This is a genomic window from Azospirillum palustre (assembly GCF_002573965.1).
Taxonomy (GTDB): domain Bacteria; phylum Pseudomonadota; class Alphaproteobacteria; order Azospirillales; family Azospirillaceae; genus Azospirillum; species Azospirillum palustre.
Window position 1 is genome coordinate 1362033 of sequence record NZ_PDKW01000043.1, and the last position, 16049, is coordinate 1378081.

19 protein-coding genes are annotated in these 16049 nt (G+C 66.4%); 6 read left to right on the forward strand and 13 right to left on the reverse strand.

The features are described from left to right. Window positions 1–151: 151 nt before the first annotated feature. On the reverse strand, window positions 152–982 hold the full coding sequence (locus CRT60_RS28730) for a cytochrome C assembly family protein (protein WP_098739875.1): 831 nt from the start codon (window positions 980–982) through the stop codon (window positions 152–154). Window positions 983–1157: 175 nt separating this feature from the next. Here CRT60_RS28730 and CRT60_RS28735 point away from each other — a divergent pair, with 175 nt between their 5' ends. Genes CRT60_RS28735 through CRT60_RS28745 form a run of 3 tightly spaced genes read left to right on the forward strand, consistent with a single transcriptional unit; the run spans window position 1158 to window position 3101 of the window. Beyond that, window positions 1158–2330, forward strand: coding sequence for a bifunctional 2-C-methyl-D-erythritol 4-phosphate cytidylyltransferase/2-C-methyl-D-erythritol 2,4-cyclodiphosphate synthase (locus CRT60_RS28735; protein WP_098739876.1), 1173 nt, complete (start codon window positions 1158–1160; stop codon window positions 2328–2330). 36 nt (window positions 2331–2366) lie between these two features. Then, window positions 2367–2870 (forward strand): CinA family protein, encoded by a 504-nt coding sequence (locus tag CRT60_RS28740; RefSeq protein ID WP_098739877.1) that lies wholly within the window; start codon window positions 2367–2369, stop codon window positions 2868–2870. Between the two features lie 3 nt (window positions 2871–2873). Next, a complete protein-coding gene (locus CRT60_RS28745) occupies window positions 2874–3101 on the forward strand; it encodes a 4-oxalocrotonate tautomerase (RefSeq protein ID WP_342210697.1) in 228 nt (75 codons plus the stop codon). Between the two features lie 33 nt (window positions 3102–3134). Here CRT60_RS28745 and CRT60_RS28750 read toward each other — a convergent pair whose 3' ends face one another. From CRT60_RS28750 to CRT60_RS28790, 9 genes are all read right to left on the reverse strand, one after another. Next, window positions 3135–3590, reverse strand: a complete 456-nt coding sequence (locus CRT60_RS28750) for a type II toxin-antitoxin system RatA family toxin (RefSeq protein ID WP_098739879.1) — start codon at window positions 3588–3590, stop codon at window positions 3135–3137. A 36-nt stretch (window positions 3591–3626) separates the two neighbouring features. Then, complete coding sequence (gene lipA / locus CRT60_RS28755) at window positions 3627–4583, reverse strand: lipoyl synthase (protein WP_098739880.1); 957 nt, start codon at window positions 4581–4583, stop codon at window positions 3627–3629. Between the two features lie 62 nt (window positions 4584–4645). Then, complete coding sequence (locus CRT60_RS28760) at window positions 4646–5131, reverse strand: DUF29 domain-containing protein (RefSeq protein WP_098739881.1); 486 nt, start codon at window positions 5129–5131, stop codon at window positions 4646–4648. 42 nt (window positions 5132–5173) lie between these two features. Further along, entirely contained in the window at window positions 5174–6571 is a 1398-nt protein-coding gene (lpdA, locus tag CRT60_RS28765; protein WP_098739882.1) for a dihydrolipoyl dehydrogenase, read from the reverse strand. Window positions 6572–6586: 15 nt separating this feature from the next. Beyond that, complete coding sequence (locus CRT60_RS28770) at window positions 6587–6889, reverse strand: chorismate mutase (protein ID WP_063634466.1); 303 nt, start codon at window positions 6887–6889, stop codon at window positions 6587–6589. A gap of 20 nt (window positions 6890–6909) precedes the next feature. Next, entirely contained in the window at window positions 6910–8235 is a 1326-nt protein-coding gene (locus CRT60_RS28775) for a pyruvate dehydrogenase complex dihydrolipoamide acetyltransferase (protein WP_098739883.1), read from the reverse strand. Window positions 8236–8251: 16 nt separating this feature from the next. Beyond that, entirely contained in the window at window positions 8252–9640 is a 1389-nt protein-coding gene (locus tag CRT60_RS28780) for a pyruvate dehydrogenase complex E1 component subunit beta (protein ID WP_098739884.1), read from the reverse strand. A gap of 78 nt (window positions 9641–9718) precedes the next feature. Continuing rightward, complete coding sequence (gene pdhA, locus CRT60_RS28785; protein WP_193548464.1) at window positions 9719–10732, reverse strand: pyruvate dehydrogenase (acetyl-transferring) E1 component subunit alpha; 1014 nt, start codon at window positions 10730–10732, stop codon at window positions 9719–9721. Between the two features lie 194 nt (window positions 10733–10926). Then, window positions 10927–11298, reverse strand: coding sequence for an FtsB family cell division protein (locus CRT60_RS28790; RefSeq protein ID WP_193548465.1), 372 nt, complete (start codon window positions 11296–11298; stop codon window positions 10927–10929). Window positions 11299–11652: 354 nt separating this feature from the next. Here CRT60_RS28790 and CRT60_RS28795 point away from each other — a divergent pair, with 354 nt between their 5' ends. Further along, window positions 11653–11964 carry a hypothetical protein gene (locus tag CRT60_RS28795; RefSeq protein ID WP_098739885.1) on the forward strand — a complete coding sequence of 104 codons (312 nt, stop codon included), beginning with the start codon at window positions 11653–11655 and terminating at the stop codon, window positions 11962–11964. Window positions 11965–12029: 65 nt separating this feature from the next. On the opposite strand, the gene modC is transcribed toward CRT60_RS28795, so the two are convergent. From modC to modA, 3 genes are read right to left on the reverse strand one after another with little or no spacing between them, the layout of a single operon-like run. Next, window positions 12030–13151: a molybdenum ABC transporter ATP-binding protein gene (gene modC, locus CRT60_RS28800; RefSeq protein WP_098739886.1), complete on the reverse strand. Its 1122-nt coding sequence runs from the start codon at window positions 13149–13151 to the stop codon at window positions 12030–12032. 2 nt (window positions 13152–13153) lie between these two features. Further along, window positions 13154–13849, reverse strand: a complete 696-nt coding sequence (gene modB / locus CRT60_RS28805) for a molybdate ABC transporter permease subunit (RefSeq protein ID WP_098739887.1) — start codon at window positions 13847–13849, stop codon at window positions 13154–13156. Between the two features lie 10 nt (window positions 13850–13859). Next, on the reverse strand, window positions 13860–14621 hold the full coding sequence (modA, locus tag CRT60_RS28810) for a molybdate ABC transporter substrate-binding protein (protein ID WP_244592824.1): 762 nt from the start codon (window positions 14619–14621) through the stop codon (window positions 13860–13862). Window positions 14622–14901: 280 nt separating this feature from the next. Here modA and rpe point away from each other — a divergent pair, with 280 nt between their 5' ends. Both rpe and CRT60_RS28820 read left to right on the forward strand, forming a co-directional pair. After that, a complete protein-coding gene (gene rpe, locus CRT60_RS28815; RefSeq protein WP_098739888.1) occupies window positions 14902–15555 on the forward strand; it encodes a ribulose-phosphate 3-epimerase in 654 nt (217 codons plus the stop codon). Window positions 15556–15721: 166 nt separating this feature from the next. After that, entirely contained in the window at window positions 15722–15979 is a 258-nt protein-coding gene (locus tag CRT60_RS28820; protein WP_098739889.1) for a GlsB/YeaQ/YmgE family stress response membrane protein, read from the forward strand. Window positions 15980–16049: the final 70 nt, after the last annotated feature.

Consider the following 16049-nt stretch of genomic DNA (forward strand, 5'->3'; position numbering starts at 1 on the left):
CCTGCCCGATTGATGGGCAAATCAACAAAGTGCCGTCAATTTGAGCAAGTTATCACGTGGCGACAGTCATGTGCAAGGGCGAAGCCCGGCCGCCGCGTTCAGGCCCTGCCCTAAACCCATGATCTTGCACCGGCTTGCGCCGATTTCCGGCTCAGCTCCAGCTCCACTGCCCGATCAGCACGTTCGAGACGAACTTGACGCCGGGATAGGCAAGCGTCGCCAGCAGGTAGACGATCAGCATGGTTCGCGCCGCCGTCCGTCCGCGCACCCCGGTCCGGTATTCGGCAAGCAGCAGGATGCCGATCACGATGAAGGTCGCGAGCGACAGCAGGCTCTTGTGGTCGGTGCGGAACAGCAGACCCTGCTCGAAATAGAGCACGGCCATGCCGGTGGCGAGACCGGCACCCAGCACCACTTCGGACGCGATCAGCAGGCGCAGTTGGAGCCGCTCGCTTTCCGCCACCGGCGGCAGGAAGCGGCTGAGCGGGGTTGGCCGCTTGGATTTCAGCGCCCGGGTCTGGATCACCGCGGCGAAGGACGACACGGCGCTGAGCGTCAGCAGGGCATAGGTGAAGACCGACACGGCGATGTGCAGGTCGATCCACACGCCCGGCGCATTGCCGCGCAAGATCGGCGCCGGCGCATCCTCGGTCAGGGTCGCCAGCAGGCAGACCACCAGCAGATAGGGCAGCAGCAGCGGCGCCAGCCTCCAGGCGGTGGCATGGAACAGGCTCAGACCGATGAACAGCGCCATGCAGGCGGCCGTCGTCACCCACAGCGCCGTCGAGAAGCCGGTCTGCCACTGGCCGGCAACCTGGAGGATCGCCCACATGCCGGGCCCGGCGGCGGCGAGCAACAACGCGCCCCAGAAAGCCCAGCCGCGTCCCTCCACGCCCTGCCCAGCGATGCGCCGATAGGGGTAGAGGGCGGCAGGCACCAGGGCCACCAGCGCCGTCAGGCTCAAAAGAATGTTCTGCGACATGGACCCGAATGCACTCCCGTCTTCCCGCCATCATGCTGCCGGAGCGTGCCGGCCGGCTCCCTGACATTGTCCGGAGCGTCTCGGCGGCAAGGCTCGGCACTTGGCGGAACCACGGCGACAGGCTAGGCTCCGCGACGTTCCCGTCAAGTGGCTATCATATCTTACGGTTTGCCTTATGCCCACCTGCATCGCCCCCACCTGTATTGCTTTGATCGTGGCCGGAGGGTCCGGACAGCGGTTCGGGGCCGAGCGGCCGAAGCAGTATCTCGACCTCGCCGGCAAGCCGGTACTGCGCCGGACGGTGGAGGCTTTCCTGGGCCATCCGCAGGTCACCGGCGTGCGCGTGGTCATCGACCCGACTTGGCGCGACGCCTATGACGCCGCCCTGTTCGGGCTTGCCCTGCCCGACCCGGTTGCCGGCGGCGCCAGCCGTCAGGACTCGGTCCGCAATGGGCTGGAGGCCTTGGCCGCCGACGGCGCGCCCGACCTCGTCCTGATCCATGACGCCGCCCGCCCCCTGATCGATGCGGACACCATCGCTGCGGTGATCGCGGCACTGGACGGCACGCCGGGCGCCATCGCGGCGGTGCCGGTGGCCGATACGCTGAAACGCGGCAGCGGTGACGCCATCGCCGGCACGGTTGACCGCGACGGGCTGTGGCGGGCGCAGACACCGCAGGGCTTCCGCTTCCCGGCCATTCTCGAAGCCCACCGGGCTGCCGCCGGTCTGTCGCTGACCGACGATGCCGCGGTGGCGGAGCGTGCCGGGCTGAGCGTGGCGCTGGTGCCGTCCAAGGAGGACAATTTCAAGGTGACCACCCCCGACGACCTGACCCGCGCCACCCGCGCGATCGTGAGCAGCCTGTGGGACGTGCGGACCGGCAGCGGTTTCGATGTCCACCGCTTCACCGACGGCGATTTCGTAACGCTCTGCGGCCTGCGCGTCCCCCACAGCCATGGGCTGGAAGGCCACTCCGACGCGGATGTCGGATTGCATGCCTTGACCGACGCCATTCTTGGCGCGCTGGCAGCCGGCGACATCGGCAGCCACTTTCCGCCGACCGATCCGCGTTGGCGCGGGGCCGACAGCGCCAAGTTCCTGCGCCATGCCGCCGATCTGGTGGCGGAGCGCGGCGGCGTCATCGCCCATGCCGACGTGACCATCATCTGCGAGCGGCCGAAGGTCGGCCCCCACCGCGCCGCCATGGCGGACCGCATTGCCCAGATTCTGGGCATCGAGGTCGGGCGGGTCAGCGTGAAGGCGACCACCACCGAGCAGTTGGGCTTCACCGGCCGGCGCGAGGGTATTGCGGCACAGGCTGTGGCGACCGTCCGACTTCCGGGCTAACATCCCGACCGACGATACGAACCGGGAGAGGCCGTCATGTTTCCCGAGATCATCCGCGACCTTGCCGCCCAGACGCTTGCCGAATACGGCCTCGCCGGATTCATGCTGGCGACGGCCGAATCCTGCACCGGCGGCCTGATCGCCGGCGCCCTGACTGACATTGCCGGCTCGTCCAAGGTGGTTGACCGCGGTTTCGTCACCTACACCAACATCGCCAAGACCGAGGTGCTGGCCGTGCCCGCCAGCCTTCTGCATGCACATGGTGCCGTCAGCCCGGAGGTGGCGGTCGCCATGGCGGTCGGCGCGCTGGCAAAATCGCGGGCTGACGTGACGGTGGCGGTGACAGGAATCGCCGGCCCCGGCGGGGCCACGGAAACCAAGCCGGTCGGCAGGGTTTATGTCGCGACGGCCGTGCGCGGCGGATCTGCCAAGGCCAAGGAATATACCTTCCCCGGCGACCGTGACGCCGTGCGGATGGCCACGGTCCAGGCGGCGTTGGAGCGGCTTCGGCTCGCCCGGCCGACCGGAAGCCTGCGCTGAAGAATCGCCGACAAGCTCTTTACCAATAAGGAAAAAGACCCGATGCCGACCATCAACATCCAGCTGTTCGAAGGACGCACCGTCGAACAGAAGCGCGAATACGCCAAGGCGTTGACCGAGGCGACCGTGAAGGTCCTCGGCTGCTCGCCCTCCGCGGTGGACATCATCTTTCAGGACGTGAAGAAGAGCGATTGGGCGAGCGGCGGGGAGCTGTGGTCGGACAAGAGCTGACCGACCACCCGCCCCAATCGTCCGCGGCCGGCGTCAGGCCGGCTGCGTCGCACGGCCCGGCCCGTAAAGCTGGGCCGCGCGCGTTTCGAAGGCCTGCACCATGCGGCGGACAGCCTCGTTGAACAGCAGGCCCATGATCTTCTGCAGCATCTTCGAACGGAACTCGAAATCGACGAAGAAGTCGACACAGCAACCGCCGGGATGCTCGCTGAATATCCAATGATTGTTCAGGTACTGGAAAGGCCCGTCGGTGTACTGCACGTTGATCCGGCAGTCGGGCTCGTGCAACTCCACCCGTGAGGTGAAGCGTTCGCGGACCATCTTGAAACCGATGATCAGGTCCGCGAACATCACATTGTCTTCGCGCTTGCGGATGCGGGCCGCCAGGCACCAGGGCAGAAACTCGGGATACTTCTCCACGTCCGCGACCAGGTCGTACATCTGCTGGGGCGTGTAGGGAAGAACCTTCTTCTCCGCGTGCGTCGGCATGCCCGTACCGTGTCCTTTCTTATTGAACCGCCTGGATCAGACGGTGGCGATCCCCAGCTTGCGCAGCCGGGCTTCGCGCAGCTTCTCGAAATCCGCACCCGCATGGTAGGACGAGCGCGTCAGCGGCGACGAGGCCACCAGCAGGAAGCCCTTGCCGCGGCCAACAGTGGAATAACCGTCGAACTCCTCGGGAGTCACGAAACGATCCACCGCCGCATGCTTGGGCGTGGGCTGGAGATACTGCCCAATCGTCAGAAAGTCCACATCGGCGGAGCGAAGATCGTCCATCACCTGCCCGATCTCCTCCTTCGTCTCGCCCAGGCCGACCATCAGGCCGGACTTGGTGAAGATCGTCGGATCCAGCTCCTTCACCCGCGCCAGCAGTTGCAGCGAGGCGAAGTAGCGCGCGCCGGGACGGATCGTCGGGTAGAGGCGCGGCGCGGTTTCCAGATTGTGGTTGAAGACGTCGGGCTTGGCCTCCACCACCACCTCGACCGCACCCTTCTTCTTCTGGAAGTCGGGGGTGAGGATCTCGATGGTCGTCTCCGGCGAGGCGACACGGATGGCGCGGATGGTGCGGGCGAAATGCTCGGCACCGCCGTCGGCCAGATCGTCGCGGTCGACCGAGGTGATGACGACGTGGGAAAGCTTCAGCTGACCGACGGCCTCCGCGACTTTCTCCGGCTCATGCGGGTCGAGCAGATCCGGACGCCCGGTCTCCACGTTGCAGAAGGCGCAGCCGCGCGTGCAGATGGACCCCAGGATCATGAAGGTGGCGTGCTTCTGCTTCCAGCACTCCCCGATGTTCGGGCAGGCGGCCTCTTCGCACACGGTGTTCAGCTTCAGACCGCGCATCAACTGGCGGGTCTCGTTGTATTCCTGGCTCATCGGCGCCTTGACCCGGATCCAGGCCGGTTTGCGCTGGATGGGGTTGTCGGGCTTATGGGCCTTTTCGGGGTGGCGCAGCTTCTCGGTCTGGTCGACGAGGGTCATGGTCTAAAGCTCCCGATGGCCGACGCGATGCCCCGGCCCCGACAATAGGTGCGATGAGGGTGTCAAACCCGCCATTCCGGCGGAAACAGTTCGGCCGGATAGGCCGGATCGAGCGCCTGGTCAAGCGTGAAAGGCGGCTCGACCGGGAAATGGCCGTCAGGGGTATCCGCCTCGACGGCTGCCCGCAGGCGGGCATCCGCGTATACATCGGCGAAAACGCCGGCGATGTAGGGCCGAAGGCTGGGGCTGTCCTTGACCTCGCGGATCAGCTTCTTGCGCTGCTCCCGGACGGTCAGGCGCCAGCCACGCTCGCGCCGTTCCCGCAGGTCAGGGCAGAACATCCATTTCAGCAAATGGACCAGCAGAACGCCAAGGCGATGATCGATCTCGGACTTCTGGCTGCGGCCCATGCATTCGATCTCCTCGGCGACGTTCTCCCAGTCGACCGGTGCATTGTTCCGCTCGGCGCCGGCACGGCGAAGCTCCTGCGCCTGGGCTTGGGTCCAGGCGTAGAAATCCTCGTCATACGCGGCGCTGCTGCGGTCCATGGCCCCATCCGGCTGGGAAGAACGTCACCTCGGAAACATTAGTTAAAAGTGGATCGCCCGGCCATAGGCATCAAGGACCGACTCATGCATCATTTCCGACAGGGTCGGGTGCGGGAACACCGTGTGCATCAGCTCGGCCTCGGTCAGCTCCGACGACTTGGCGATGCCGTAGCCCTGGATCAGCTCGGTCACTTCCGCGCCGATCATGTGGGCGCCGAGCATCTCGCCGGTCTTGGCGTCGAAGATGGTCTTGATCAGGCCTTCCGGCTCGCCGAGCGCGATGGCCTTGCCGTTGCCGACGAACGGGAAGCGGCCGACCTTGATCTCGTAGCCGGCTTCTTTCGCCTTCTTCTCCGTCAGGCCGACCGACGCGATCTGCGGGTGCGAATAGGTGCAGCCCGGGATGTTGCGGACGTTCAGCGCATGCGGATGCTTGCCGGCGATGTGCTCGGCCACGATCACACCCTCATGGCTGGCCTTGTGGGCAAGCCAGGGGGCGCCGGTCACGTCGCCGATGGCGTACACGCCCGGCTCGTCGGTCTCGCACATGCCGTTGGCCTGGATGTGGCCGCGGTCGGTCTTGACCTTAGTGTTCTCCAGCCCGAGGTTCTCGGTGTTCGGGCTGATGCCGACGGCGACGATGACGCGGTCGACCGTGATGTCCTCGGTCTTGCCGCCGGCCTCGACGGCCACGGTCACGCTGTCGGCGGCCTTGCGCAGGTTGCCGGCCTTGCCGCCGGTGATGATGCGCATGCCCTGCTTTTCGAAGGCTTTCCGGGCCAAGCCCGAGATTTCCTCATCCTCCACCGGAAGGATGCGATCCATCACCTCGACCACGGTGACCTTGGCGCCCAGCGCATTGTAGAAGCTGGCGAACTCGATGCCGATGGCGCCGGAGCCGATGACCAGCAGCGACTTCGGCATGGTATCCGGGGTCATCGCCTTGCGGTAGGTCCAGACCAGCTTGCCGTCATCCTCCAGGCCCGGCAGCGTGCGGGCACGCGCACCGGTGGCGATGATGATGTGCTTGGCGCCGAAGGTGCCGACCGGGGGTTCGCCCTTGGAAACCGCCACCTGCCCCTTGCCGAGCAGCTTGGCGGAGCCTTCGATCACCGCGACCTTGTTCTTCTTCAGCAGGTGCTTGACGCCGCCGTTGAGCTGGCCTGCGACCTTGCGCGAACGGGCGACGACCTTGTCGAGGTCGAAGGACGGGTTCTGGATGACCAGACCATAGTCGGACGCGTGCTTGGCGAGATGCAGCACCTCGGCCGAGCGCAGCAGCGCCTTGGTCGGGATGCAGCCCCAGTTCAGGCAGATGCCGCCCAGGTTTTCACGCTCGATGACCGCAGTGTGCAGGCCCAGCTGAGCGGCGCGGATCGCCGCCACGTAACCGCCCGGTCCGCCGCCGATGACGATGACGTCGTAATTGATGTCGGCCAAGGGTGTTCTCCCCATTCAGGAGCGAGGCGCATCCTCGCGGCCGGCGGCAAAGATGCCTTCCTCGACCCGGCACGCCTCGTCGATGATCGTCTGGTACAGGGTGGCCATGAAGTCCGGATCCAGGCCGTACGCCAAACCCGCCTCGGCCGCCCGCCGTTTGACCGCTTCGACGCGGTCGGGCAGGACGGCCGGCAGGTTCTCCGCCATCTTCACCGCTGCGACGCGGTGGACGACGGACAGGCGCTTGCCCAGCAACGCGACGATCTCGTCGTCGATGGCGTCGATCTCGGCGCGGAGCGGGGCAAGGCTTTTCGACATGGATCCGGTCCTTCAATCCGTCAGAGCAGCATCGAGAGCGGATCTTCGAGCAGCTTCTTCACCGCTCCAAGGAATTCCGCACCGACGGCGCCATCGGCCACGCGGTGATCGAAGGTACCGGTCAGGCTCATCACCGTGGCGATGGCCAGAGCGCCGTCCTTGACCACCGGGCGCTGCTCGCTGGCGCCGACCGCCAGGATGCAGGCCTGCGGCGGGTTGATGATCGCCTGGAACTGCTTGATCCCCATCATGCCAAGGTTGGAGATGGAGATCGTGCCGCCCTGATACTCTTCCGGCTTCAGCGCGTTGTCGCGCGCCTTCTTGGCCAGCACCTTCATCTCGTTGGAGATGTCGGCCAGACCCTTGGTCTCCGCCTTCTTGACGATCGGGGTGATCAGCCCGGTCGGGGTGGCGACGGCGACCGAGATGTCGGCGTGGCTGTACTGCAGCATCGCCTCGTCGGTCCAGGCGGCGTTCAGCGCTGGGACCTTCTTCAACGCCAGCGCCACGGCGCGGATGATGAAGTCGTTCACCGACAGCTTGTAGGCGTCGGACCGGCCGTTCAGCTCGGCGCGGACCTTCATCAGCGCATCGATCTCGACATCCACCGTCAGGAAGTAGTCGGGGACCGTGCGCTTCACCTCGCCCAGACGCTTGGCGATGGTCTTGCGCATGCCGCTGTTCGGCACGGCGGTGTAGGCCATGCCCAGCTTGTCGGCGAGCGCCTTGGCATCGACACCCTCGGCCTTCGCCGGGGCCGGTGCAGCGGCGGGAGCCGGAGCGGCGGCCGGAGCCGGGGCAGCAGTCGGAGCGGCGGCGGCCTTGGCCGGGCCGGCGGCCTTGGCGGCCTCGACGTCGGCCTTGACGATGCGGCCGTGCGGGCCGGTGCCCTTGACGGTCTTCAGGTCGACGCCAACCTGCTCGGCGATGCGGCGGGCCAGCGGGCTGGCGAACACGCGCTCGCCAGCTGCCGCCGGAGCGGCAGCGGCCGGAGCAGGAGCAGCGGCGGCAGCCGGAGCTGCTGTGGGTGCCGGGGCGGCGGCCGGAGCAGCCGCCACCGGGGCCGGAGCGGAACCGGCCGACGCCAGCGCGCTCTCGTCCTCGCCCTCTTCCAGCAGGATGGCGATGGGGGTGTTCACCGCCACGCCCTGGCTGCCGGCCGGGATCAGGATCTTGCCGATGCGGCCTTCATCGACCGCTTCGACTTCCATGGTGGCCTTGTCGGTTTCGATCTCGGCGAGCACGTCGCCGGACTTCACCGTGTCGCCTTCCTTCTTCAACCACTTGGCGAGGTTGCCCTCGGTCATCGTGGGCGAGAGGGCGGGCATCAGAATCTGAACGGTCATCCTATCAGCCCTCCTCTCAGCGGTAGCAGGCTTGCTTGGCGGCCTTGACGATGTGATCGACCTGCGGCAGCGCCAGCTTTTCCAGGTTGGCGGCGTAGGGCATCGGCACATCCAGGCCGGCCACGCGGGCCACCGGCGCGTCGAGATAATCGAACGCCTGCTCCATCATCAGCGCGCACATTTCCGAACCGATGCCGGCGAAGGGCCAGCCCTCCTCGACGGAGACGAGGCGGTTGGTCTTCTTGACGCTGTTGACGATAGTCTCGGTGTCCAGCGGACGGATCGTGCGCAGGTTGATGACCTCCGCGTCGATGCCTTCCTTGGCCAGGATCTCGGCGGCGGCCAGGGCATGGCCGACCATGATCGAGAAGGCGGTGATCGTCACGTCCTTGCCGGCGCGCTCGATCTTGGCCTTGCCGATCGGCAGGACGAAGTCCTCGTCCTCCGGAACCTCGAAGCTCTGGCCGTAGAGGATCTCGTTCTCGAGGAAGACCACCGGGTTCGCGTCGCGGATCGCCGCCTTCAGCAGGCCCTTGGCGTCGGCCGCCGACCAGGGCGACACGACCTTCAGGCCTGGGCAATGGGCGTACCAAGAGGCGTAGCACTGCGAGTGCTGGGCGCCGACGCGGGCAGCGGCGCCGTTGGGGCCGCGGAACACGATCGAGTTGCTCATCTGACCGCCCGACATGTACAGCGTCTTGGCGGCCGAGTTGATGATGTGGTCGATCGCCTGCATGGCGAAGTTGAAGGTCATGAACTCGACGACCGGCTTCAGGCCCTTGAAGGCGGCGCCGACGCCAAGACCGGCGAAACCGATCTCGGTGATCGGCGTGTCGATGACGCGACGCTCGCCGAACTCCTGCAGCAGGCCCTGGGTCACCTTGTAGGCGCCCTGGTACTGCGCGACCTCCTCACCCATGACGAAGACCTTGTCGTCACGGCGCATTTCCTCGGCCATCGCATCGCGCAGCGCTTCGCGGACCGTCTTCTTGACGGTCTTGGCCATGAACCTGTCCTCGTCCGACGCGGGCGCCGCGACCGGAGCCGCCGGCACCGTGGGCGCCGGAGCCGGAGCGGCTTCCGCCACCGGGGCGGGAGCGGGGGCGGCCGGAGCGGCGGCGGTCGGGGCATTGCCGCCCTTGCTCAGCGCGCTCTCGTCCTCGCCTTCTTCCAGCAGGACGGCGATGGGGGTGTTCACGGCGACGTTGTCGGTGCCCTCGGCGATCAGGATTTTGCCGACGCGGCCCTCATCGACCGCCTCGACCTCCATGGTCGCCTTGTCGGTTTCGATCTCGGCGAGCACGTCGCCGGACTTCACCGGGTCACCTTCCTTCTTCAGCCATTTCGCCAGTTTGCCCTCTGTCATCGTGGGCGACAGGGCCGGCATCAGCACTTCGATCGGCATTCCTCAACCTCCGGCGGCGCGGGGAGTCCGGTTTCCCGTCCCACAAGGCGCCGCTCCCGCTTATCGTTGACGTCAGGATCAGACGAGAATGTCGGTCCACAGCTCCGACGGATCGGGCTCCGGGCTCTGCTGGGCGAACTCGGCCGATTCGGTGACGATCGCCTTCACCTCGCGGTCGATCTCCTTCAGCTTGTCCTCGTCGGCGTGGTTGCCGGACAGGATCTTCGCCTTCAGCTGATCGATGGGATCGGATTCCGACCGCATCTTCTCGACCTCTTCCTTCGTCCGGTACTTGGCCGGGTCGGACATCGAGTGGCCGCGGTAGCGGTAGGTCTTCATCTCGAGGATGACGGGGCCGTTGCCCCCGCGGATGTGGGGCACCCACTGGTCCGCCGCGGCCTTGACCTCCAGCACGTCCATGCCGTTGACCTGATAGCCGGGGATGCCGTAGGCCGCGCCGCGCTGGTGCAGCTCGCCGGCAGAGGCGCGCTCCTGCGAGGTGCCCATGGCGTATTTGTTGTTCTCGATGATGAAGAGCACAGGCAGCTTCCACAGCGCCGCCATGTTGAAGCTCTCGTAGACCTGGCCCTGGTTGATCGCGCCGTCACCGCAATACACGGCGGCCACGCCACCGTCGTTGCTGTACTTGTGCGCGAAGGCCAGACCGGTGCCGAGCGGGACCTGCCCGCCGACGATGCCATGGCCGCCGAAGAAGTTCTTCTCCTGGCTGAACATGTGCATCGAGCCGCCCTTGCCCTTGGAGTAGCCTCCAATGCGGCCGGTCAGCTCGGCCATCACGCCCTTGGCTTCCATGCCGCAGGCCAGCATGTGGCCATGGTCGCGGTAGCTGGTGATGACGCTGTCGCCATCCTTCAGGGCGGCCTGCACGCCGACCACAACGGCTTCCTGGCCGATGTAGAGGTGGCAGAAGCCGCCGATCAGACCCATGCCGTACAGCTGGCCCGCCTTCTCTTCGAAGCGGCGGATCAGCAGCATCTCGCGATAATAGTGAAGAAGCTCTTCGGAAGAGACGGCTTGAGCGGGCGCGGTGTCGGTCAGCGCCTTGGTGGAACGGCGTCGGGACGCGGCCATGATTCCTCCCCAGGGTTCAAGCGGCAAAGGTCATTGACAGAACCTTTTGCCGCCGCGCGTTGCGGGCATGCGAGAGCCCGCACCGGAAGCGAATATGGCGCGCACAGTACACGAGCTTCAGGGGGCGCGCAAACGTCTGTTTTTGCAGCGCTATTTCAGATTAACCGCGAAACGGTTAATCGGCTGAAATCCCCTTACTTCTGCTGGCCGGACCCTTCCTGTTCCGCCAGTTTCGGCAGCTTTACGATGACGTCGCGCGGGCTCGCGAAGTTCAGCATCAGGCGCGCCCGCTCCTCCAGCATGTCGCGGTCGAGGCCGTCGCCGCGCAGCAGCTGCGCACGGCGCTCCATATCCTCCCGCTCGGTGCGGAGCTGGTTGAGGACCCCTTCGGCCTGGGCGATCTCTCCCTGGATCTGCTTCATCGCCACCAGCCCGCGGTCGCCGTGGACCGCGTAGTAGGCGAAATAGGCGACCACGCAGGCGCACAGCGCCGGCATGATTGCTTGGCGGATCGCGCTTTTGGCGGCGCGGGCGAGCGTGTCGGTGAGGTCGGCGATCATCGTCATGGTGGCATGATGGAATCACAGCCACTTTCCGCCGGTCAAACGAAAAAGATGGAAAAGCCAAGTCGCAAAAGGTTCGTGTTCTTTGCGCAACCCAGTAATGGGTATCTGTCACACGCAGCCCACAAATCGCGACGATGTTCCCGTAAAGTTCTCATCTTCCGCAGCAAGAATCCGGCGGACGGAAACGTTCATCTGAACAGGCACCCACCCGGCATAGCACCAAGGTGGATGGAATGAAACCGGCAGTGGCGTGTTTGGACGCATACGGTGCCGCCGGGCCCCTGCCGAGTCCGCTTCATACCCGCAAGGCAGGTTCCGTCGATGGCGCCGCCCACTGGCTGAGGAGCAACACTCATGCGCAGCAAGTTTTTGATCGTGGCCCTGCCCGCCCTGCTTCTGGGGCTGGCCGCCTGCGATGACCACAACGCCCAGAATTCAAACGCGGCCAACCAGACCAGCCCGGCCACCAGCAGCGGGTCGAGCAGCGGATCCACCACCGTTCCGCCGCCGTCGACCGGTGTGCCGGTGCAGGGCGGCACCTCCGGCAACTCGATGAACGAGACCACCGGCGCCACCCAAACCGTGCCGGGCGGATCAACCGCCGGCGGGTCGGCCGGCGGCGGCGCCAGCACCGGCGGGTCCGCCACCCCCTCGGGTGGGCAGTAAAGACGGCTGGCAGTAAAGATGGCGGTATGCGGCCCCTCCGCCCTTCAAGGGTGAGGGGCCGCTCCCTACACGTCCACCACGCGCCCGTGCCGGTCCGAGACCGCACCGCCGCTATGCGGTTCGAAGGCGACGCCCTTGACCAGCGCCACCACCTCGCGGCCGGGCATCAGTCCCAACTCGCGCACCGCCGCGCGGGTGATGCGCGCGATCAGAAAGGAACCGCCCACCGCCAGCCGCACGTCGGCGGAGGATGGTCCGGCCTCCGCCAACTCGATCACCGTCGCGGTCAGCGCGTTGCGCAGACTGACGCCGGCCAGCGGCTGCAACGCGACGATCACGTCGCGGGCATGGATGTGCAGCCGGACGGCGGAACCGGGCGGACGGTCGATCTGCGGCACGGTCAGCCGTCCGCCGTCGAAGGCCAGCACCGACAGGCCGTCCTCCGGGATATGGGTCTCGACCGTCAGGTCCAGCACGGCGCCGGCATCCTGCGCGCCGGTCACCGCCGACAGGTCCAGCCGGCCCATCACCGTTCCGACCGGTCCGGACCCACGCACCCTGCCCTCCGCGATCAGCACCATGGTGGTGGCGAGCCGCACCACCTCGTCCAGCGCGTGGCTGACCATGACGATGGGAATGTTCATCTCGTCACGCAGCCGCTCGATATAGGGCATGATCTCCGCCTTGCGGGCAGCGTCGAGCGAGGCCATCGGCTCGTCCATCAGCAGAAGGCGCGGCTGAGCCAGCAGAGCGCGGCCGAAGGCGATGCGCTGCCTCTCGCCGCCGGACAGGCCGCGCGGCCGGCGGTCCAGCAGATGGCCGAGCCCCAGCAGATCCACCACCGGGCCGAAGGCGATGCGCCGCTCCGCGGCCGGCACACGGCGCAGGCCGTATTCAAGGTTGCTGCGGACGGTCATGTGCGGAAACAGCCGCGAATCCTGGAAGACATAGCCGATGCGCCGCTTCTCCACCGGCACGTCGACGTGCCGGGCGCTGTCGAAGAACACGGTGTCGCCGACGCGGATATGCCCCTCGTCCGGCCGGGTCAGCCCGGCAATCGCATTGATGACCGAGGTCTTGCCGGACCCGGACCGGCCGAACAGCGCCGTCACGCCGCGTTCCTCGGCGGTGAATGCGATGTCGAGGGTGAATGCGCCCAGACTCTGGCGGATTTGCAGGTCGAGCATGATCAGACCTGCCCGATCAGGCGGCGAACCCGGTTCGCCAGGAATTCAGACAGCATCAGCGCCAGCAATGCCACGGTGAAGGAGATTGCCGCCAGCCTTGCCGCCACCGCATCGCCGCCGGGTTCCTGCGTCGCGGCATAGATCGCCAGCGGCAGGGTCTGCGTCTTGCCGGGGATGTTGGACACGAAGGTGATCACCGCTCCGAACTCGCCCATCGCCGCGGCGAAGGCCACGATGGCGCCGGACAGCAGTCCGGGCGCCATCAGCGGCAGCAGAATGGTGAAGAAGCGGTCGACCGGCCCGGCGCCCAGCGTGCGCGCCGCCGCCTCCAGCCCGCCGTCGATGGCCTCCACCGACAGGCGGATCGCCCGCACCATCAGCGGGAAGGAGGTCACCGCCACCGCCAGTGAGGCGCCTTCCGCGGTGAAGATCAGCTTGATCCCGAAGGTCTGGTACAGCCAGCCGCCGACCACTCCCTTCGTCCCCATGGTCACCAGCAGGATATAGCCGGTGACCACCGGCGGCAGGACCAGCGGGAGATGGACCAACCCGTCGAACAGCGTCTTGCCCGGAAAGGAATAGCGGCCGAGCACCCAGGCGGCGAGCACGGCGAGCGGCAATCCCAACGCGATGGCGACGCCCGCGACACGCAGGCTGAGCAGCAACGCGGTGGTCTCCATCGGCGTCAGGATTTCCATGCCGCTGAGCTTACGGTGCCTTGGGTGCCGGGACGAAGCCGAATTCCTTCCAGACCGCCATGCCGTCCGGCGACTTCATGTAGTCGAGGAACGACGCGGCAGCCGCAGTCTTCGAGGACGCAACCAGCGCCGCCGGATAGGTGATCGGCGGATAGCTGTCGGGCGGGAAGGCCGCGGCGACCTCCACCCCCGGATCGATGGCGGCGTCGGTGCGATAAACGATGCCGACCGGCACCTCGCCGCGGCTGACCAGAACCAGGGCCGCGCGCACGCTGTCGGCCCGCGCCAGCTTCGGTTCGACCGCCGCCCACTGGTCAAGCTTCTCCAGCGCGGCCTTGGCGTACTTCCCGACCGGAACGTTCGACGGATCGCCGGTGGCGAGCCGTCCGTCGCCCAACTGCTCCGCCAGCTTGCCGCCCTTGGACAGGTCGGGCTTCAGCGTCGATCCCTTCGGCACCACGACCACCAGCTCGTTGCCGAGCAGGTTCACCCGGCTGTCGGTCTTGATCAGGTTGCGCTGCTGGAGATAGTCCATCCAGTCGAGATCGGCCGAGATGAAGATGTCGGCCGGAGCCCCATTCTCGATCTGCTTGGCAAGCGCCGACGACGCGGCGAAAGAGGAGGTCACGGTGGCCCCGGTCTTCGCCTTGAACTGTGTCGCCAGCTTTTCCACCGCATTCTTGGTGGAGGCCGCCGCCAGCACCAGCACATCCTGCGCCATCGCCGCCGGTGCCGCGAGCGTCAGCCCGACACCGAGAATAACCGCCGACATCGCCGACCTGAACCGGCCGCGCCCCAGAGCCCCATGCAACCCAACCATCGCCACCTCCTGCCGGATTTGACATTTCATCTATATTCAAACGGATACAACGCTTCGCAATTGCGGTAAAGCCCAAACGGCCCGGCCGACGCTGGATCCGGAATCTCAGGTGCCGAAGCTGGATGCGCATATCGGGCGTTCACATCATGTCATGACTTGCCTTGCTACACCGTGATAGGAAGTTCGGCTGATCGGACCCGGTCCAAGCCACCTCCCGCACCAGGAAAGCCCCATGCGCGCCGTCAAGATTTCCCCCTCGATTCTCTCCGCCGACTTCGCCCGGCTGGGCGAGGAGGTCCGCGCGGTCGATGCCGCCGGCGCCGACTACATCCACATCGACGTGATGGACGGCCATTTCGTGCCGAACCTGACCATCGGGCCGGGCGTGGTGAAGGCGTTGCGTCCCCATACCGCCAAGGTCTTCGACGTCCACCTGATGATCTCGCCGGTGGATCTCTTCGTTCCGGAATTCGCCAAGGCCGGCGCCGACATCATCACCGTCCATCCGGAAGCCGGTCCGCACCTGCACCGCACCATCCAGCTGATCAAGTCACTGGGCAAGAAGGCCGGCGTATCGCTGAACCCGGCCACGCCGGTGGACGCCATCCAGCATGTGCTGGAGGACATCGACCTCGTCCTGGTGATGACGGTGAATCCCGGCTTCGGCGGCCAGAGCTTCATCAAGAGCCAGCTTCCGAAGATCCGCGACCTGCGCGCCCGCATCGACGCGCTCGGCAAGCAGATCGACCTTGAGGTGGACGGCGGCATCAACCCGGAAACCGCGCGTCTGGCCATCGAGGCCGGCGCCGACGTGCTGGTGGCCGGCACCGCCACCTTCACCGGCGGACCGGAGCAGTACGCCGCCAACATCGGCGCGCTGCGCTGACCCCCGGCCTGAAGGAACGCGGCCGGGAGGATACGGCGTAGGGCCGGGAGGCTCCGCCCTACCGAAAGAGTACCAGTCCAAAAGATCCACCGGCGCTGAGAACCAAATCCCTCCTTGCCCGTTATTGGGCATGGGAAGACGGTCCCGCAACGGAAGGGAAATCACCATGGGCATTCTCTGGACGATCATCATCGGCTTTCTCGCCGGCATCGTCGCCAAGTTCCTGATGCCGGGTCGCGATCCGGGCGGCTTCATCATCACCACCCTGCTGGGCATCGCCGGCGCCTTCGTCGCCACCTATCTGGGTGCCGCCGTCGGTTGGTACCGGCCGGGTGAAGGCGCGGGCTTCATCGGTGCCATCGTCGGCGCCATCGTCATCCTGGCCATCTACCGCATGATCGCCGGCCGCCGCACGACGGTGTAAGGACAGTTCAGAGAAATTGCCGGCCTGCCAGCAGGCCGGACATGAAAAAGGGATCGCCGGTCGTCCGGCG

Excerpts from the sequence above, each read along its gene's own strand:
- modA (WP_244592824.1), bottom strand. The coding sequence starts at position 14,621 with ATGTCGGCGGTTATTCTCGGTGTCGGGCTGACGCTCGCGGCACCGGCG.
- CRT60_RS28780 (WP_098739884.1), bottom strand. The coding sequence starts at position 9,640 with ATGCCGATCGAAGTGCTGATGCCGGCCCTGTCGCCCACGATGACAGAG.
- rpe (WP_098739888.1), top strand. The coding sequence starts at position 14,902 with ATGCGCGCCGTCAAGATTTCCCCCTCGATTCTCTCCGCCGACTTCGCC.
- CRT60_RS28735 (WP_098739876.1), top strand. The coding sequence starts at position 1,158 with ATGCCCACCTGCATCGCCCCCACCTGTATTGCTTTGATCGTGGCCGGA.
- CRT60_RS28790 (WP_193548465.1), bottom strand. The coding sequence starts at position 11,298 with ATGACGATGATCGCCGACCTCACCGACACGCTCGCCCGCGCCGCCAAA.
- CRT60_RS28770 (WP_063634466.1), bottom strand. The coding sequence starts at position 6,889 with ATGTCGAAAAGCCTTGCCCCGCTCCGCGCCGAGATCGACGCCATCGAC.
- CRT60_RS28730 (WP_098739875.1), bottom strand. The coding sequence starts at position 982 with ATGTCGCAGAACATTCTTTTGAGCCTGACGGCGCTGGTGGCCCTGGTG.
- modB (WP_098739887.1), bottom strand. The coding sequence starts at position 13,849 with ATGGAAATCCTGACGCCGATGGAGACCACCGCGTTGCTGCTCAGCCTG.
- pdhA (WP_193548464.1), bottom strand. The coding sequence starts at position 10,732 with ATGGCCGCGTCCCGACGCCGTTCCACCAAGGCGCTGACCGACACCGCG.
- CRT60_RS28820 (WP_098739889.1), top strand. The coding sequence starts at position 15,722 with ATGGGCATTCTCTGGACGATCATCATCGGCTTTCTCGCCGGCATCGTC.
- modC (WP_098739886.1), bottom strand. The coding sequence starts at position 13,151 with ATGCTCGACCTGCAAATCCGCCAGAGTCTGGGCGCATTCACCCTCGAC.
- lipA (WP_098739880.1), bottom strand. The coding sequence starts at position 4,583 with ATGACCCTCGTCGACCAGACCGAGAAGCTGCGCCACCCCGAAAAGGCC.
- CRT60_RS28750 (WP_098739879.1), bottom strand. The coding sequence starts at position 3,590 with ATGCCGACGCACGCGGAGAAGAAGGTTCTTCCCTACACGCCCCAGCAG.
- CRT60_RS28775 (WP_098739883.1), bottom strand. The coding sequence starts at position 8,235 with ATGACCGTTCAGATTCTGATGCCCGCCCTCTCGCCCACGATGACCGAG.
- CRT60_RS28760 (WP_098739881.1), bottom strand. The coding sequence starts at position 5,131 with ATGGACCGCAGCAGCGCCGCGTATGACGAGGATTTCTACGCCTGGACC.
- CRT60_RS28740 (WP_098739877.1), top strand. The coding sequence starts at position 2,367 with ATGTTTCCCGAGATCATCCGCGACCTTGCCGCCCAGACGCTTGCCGAA.
- CRT60_RS28795 (WP_098739885.1), top strand. The coding sequence starts at position 11,653 with ATGCGCAGCAAGTTTTTGATCGTGGCCCTGCCCGCCCTGCTTCTGGGG.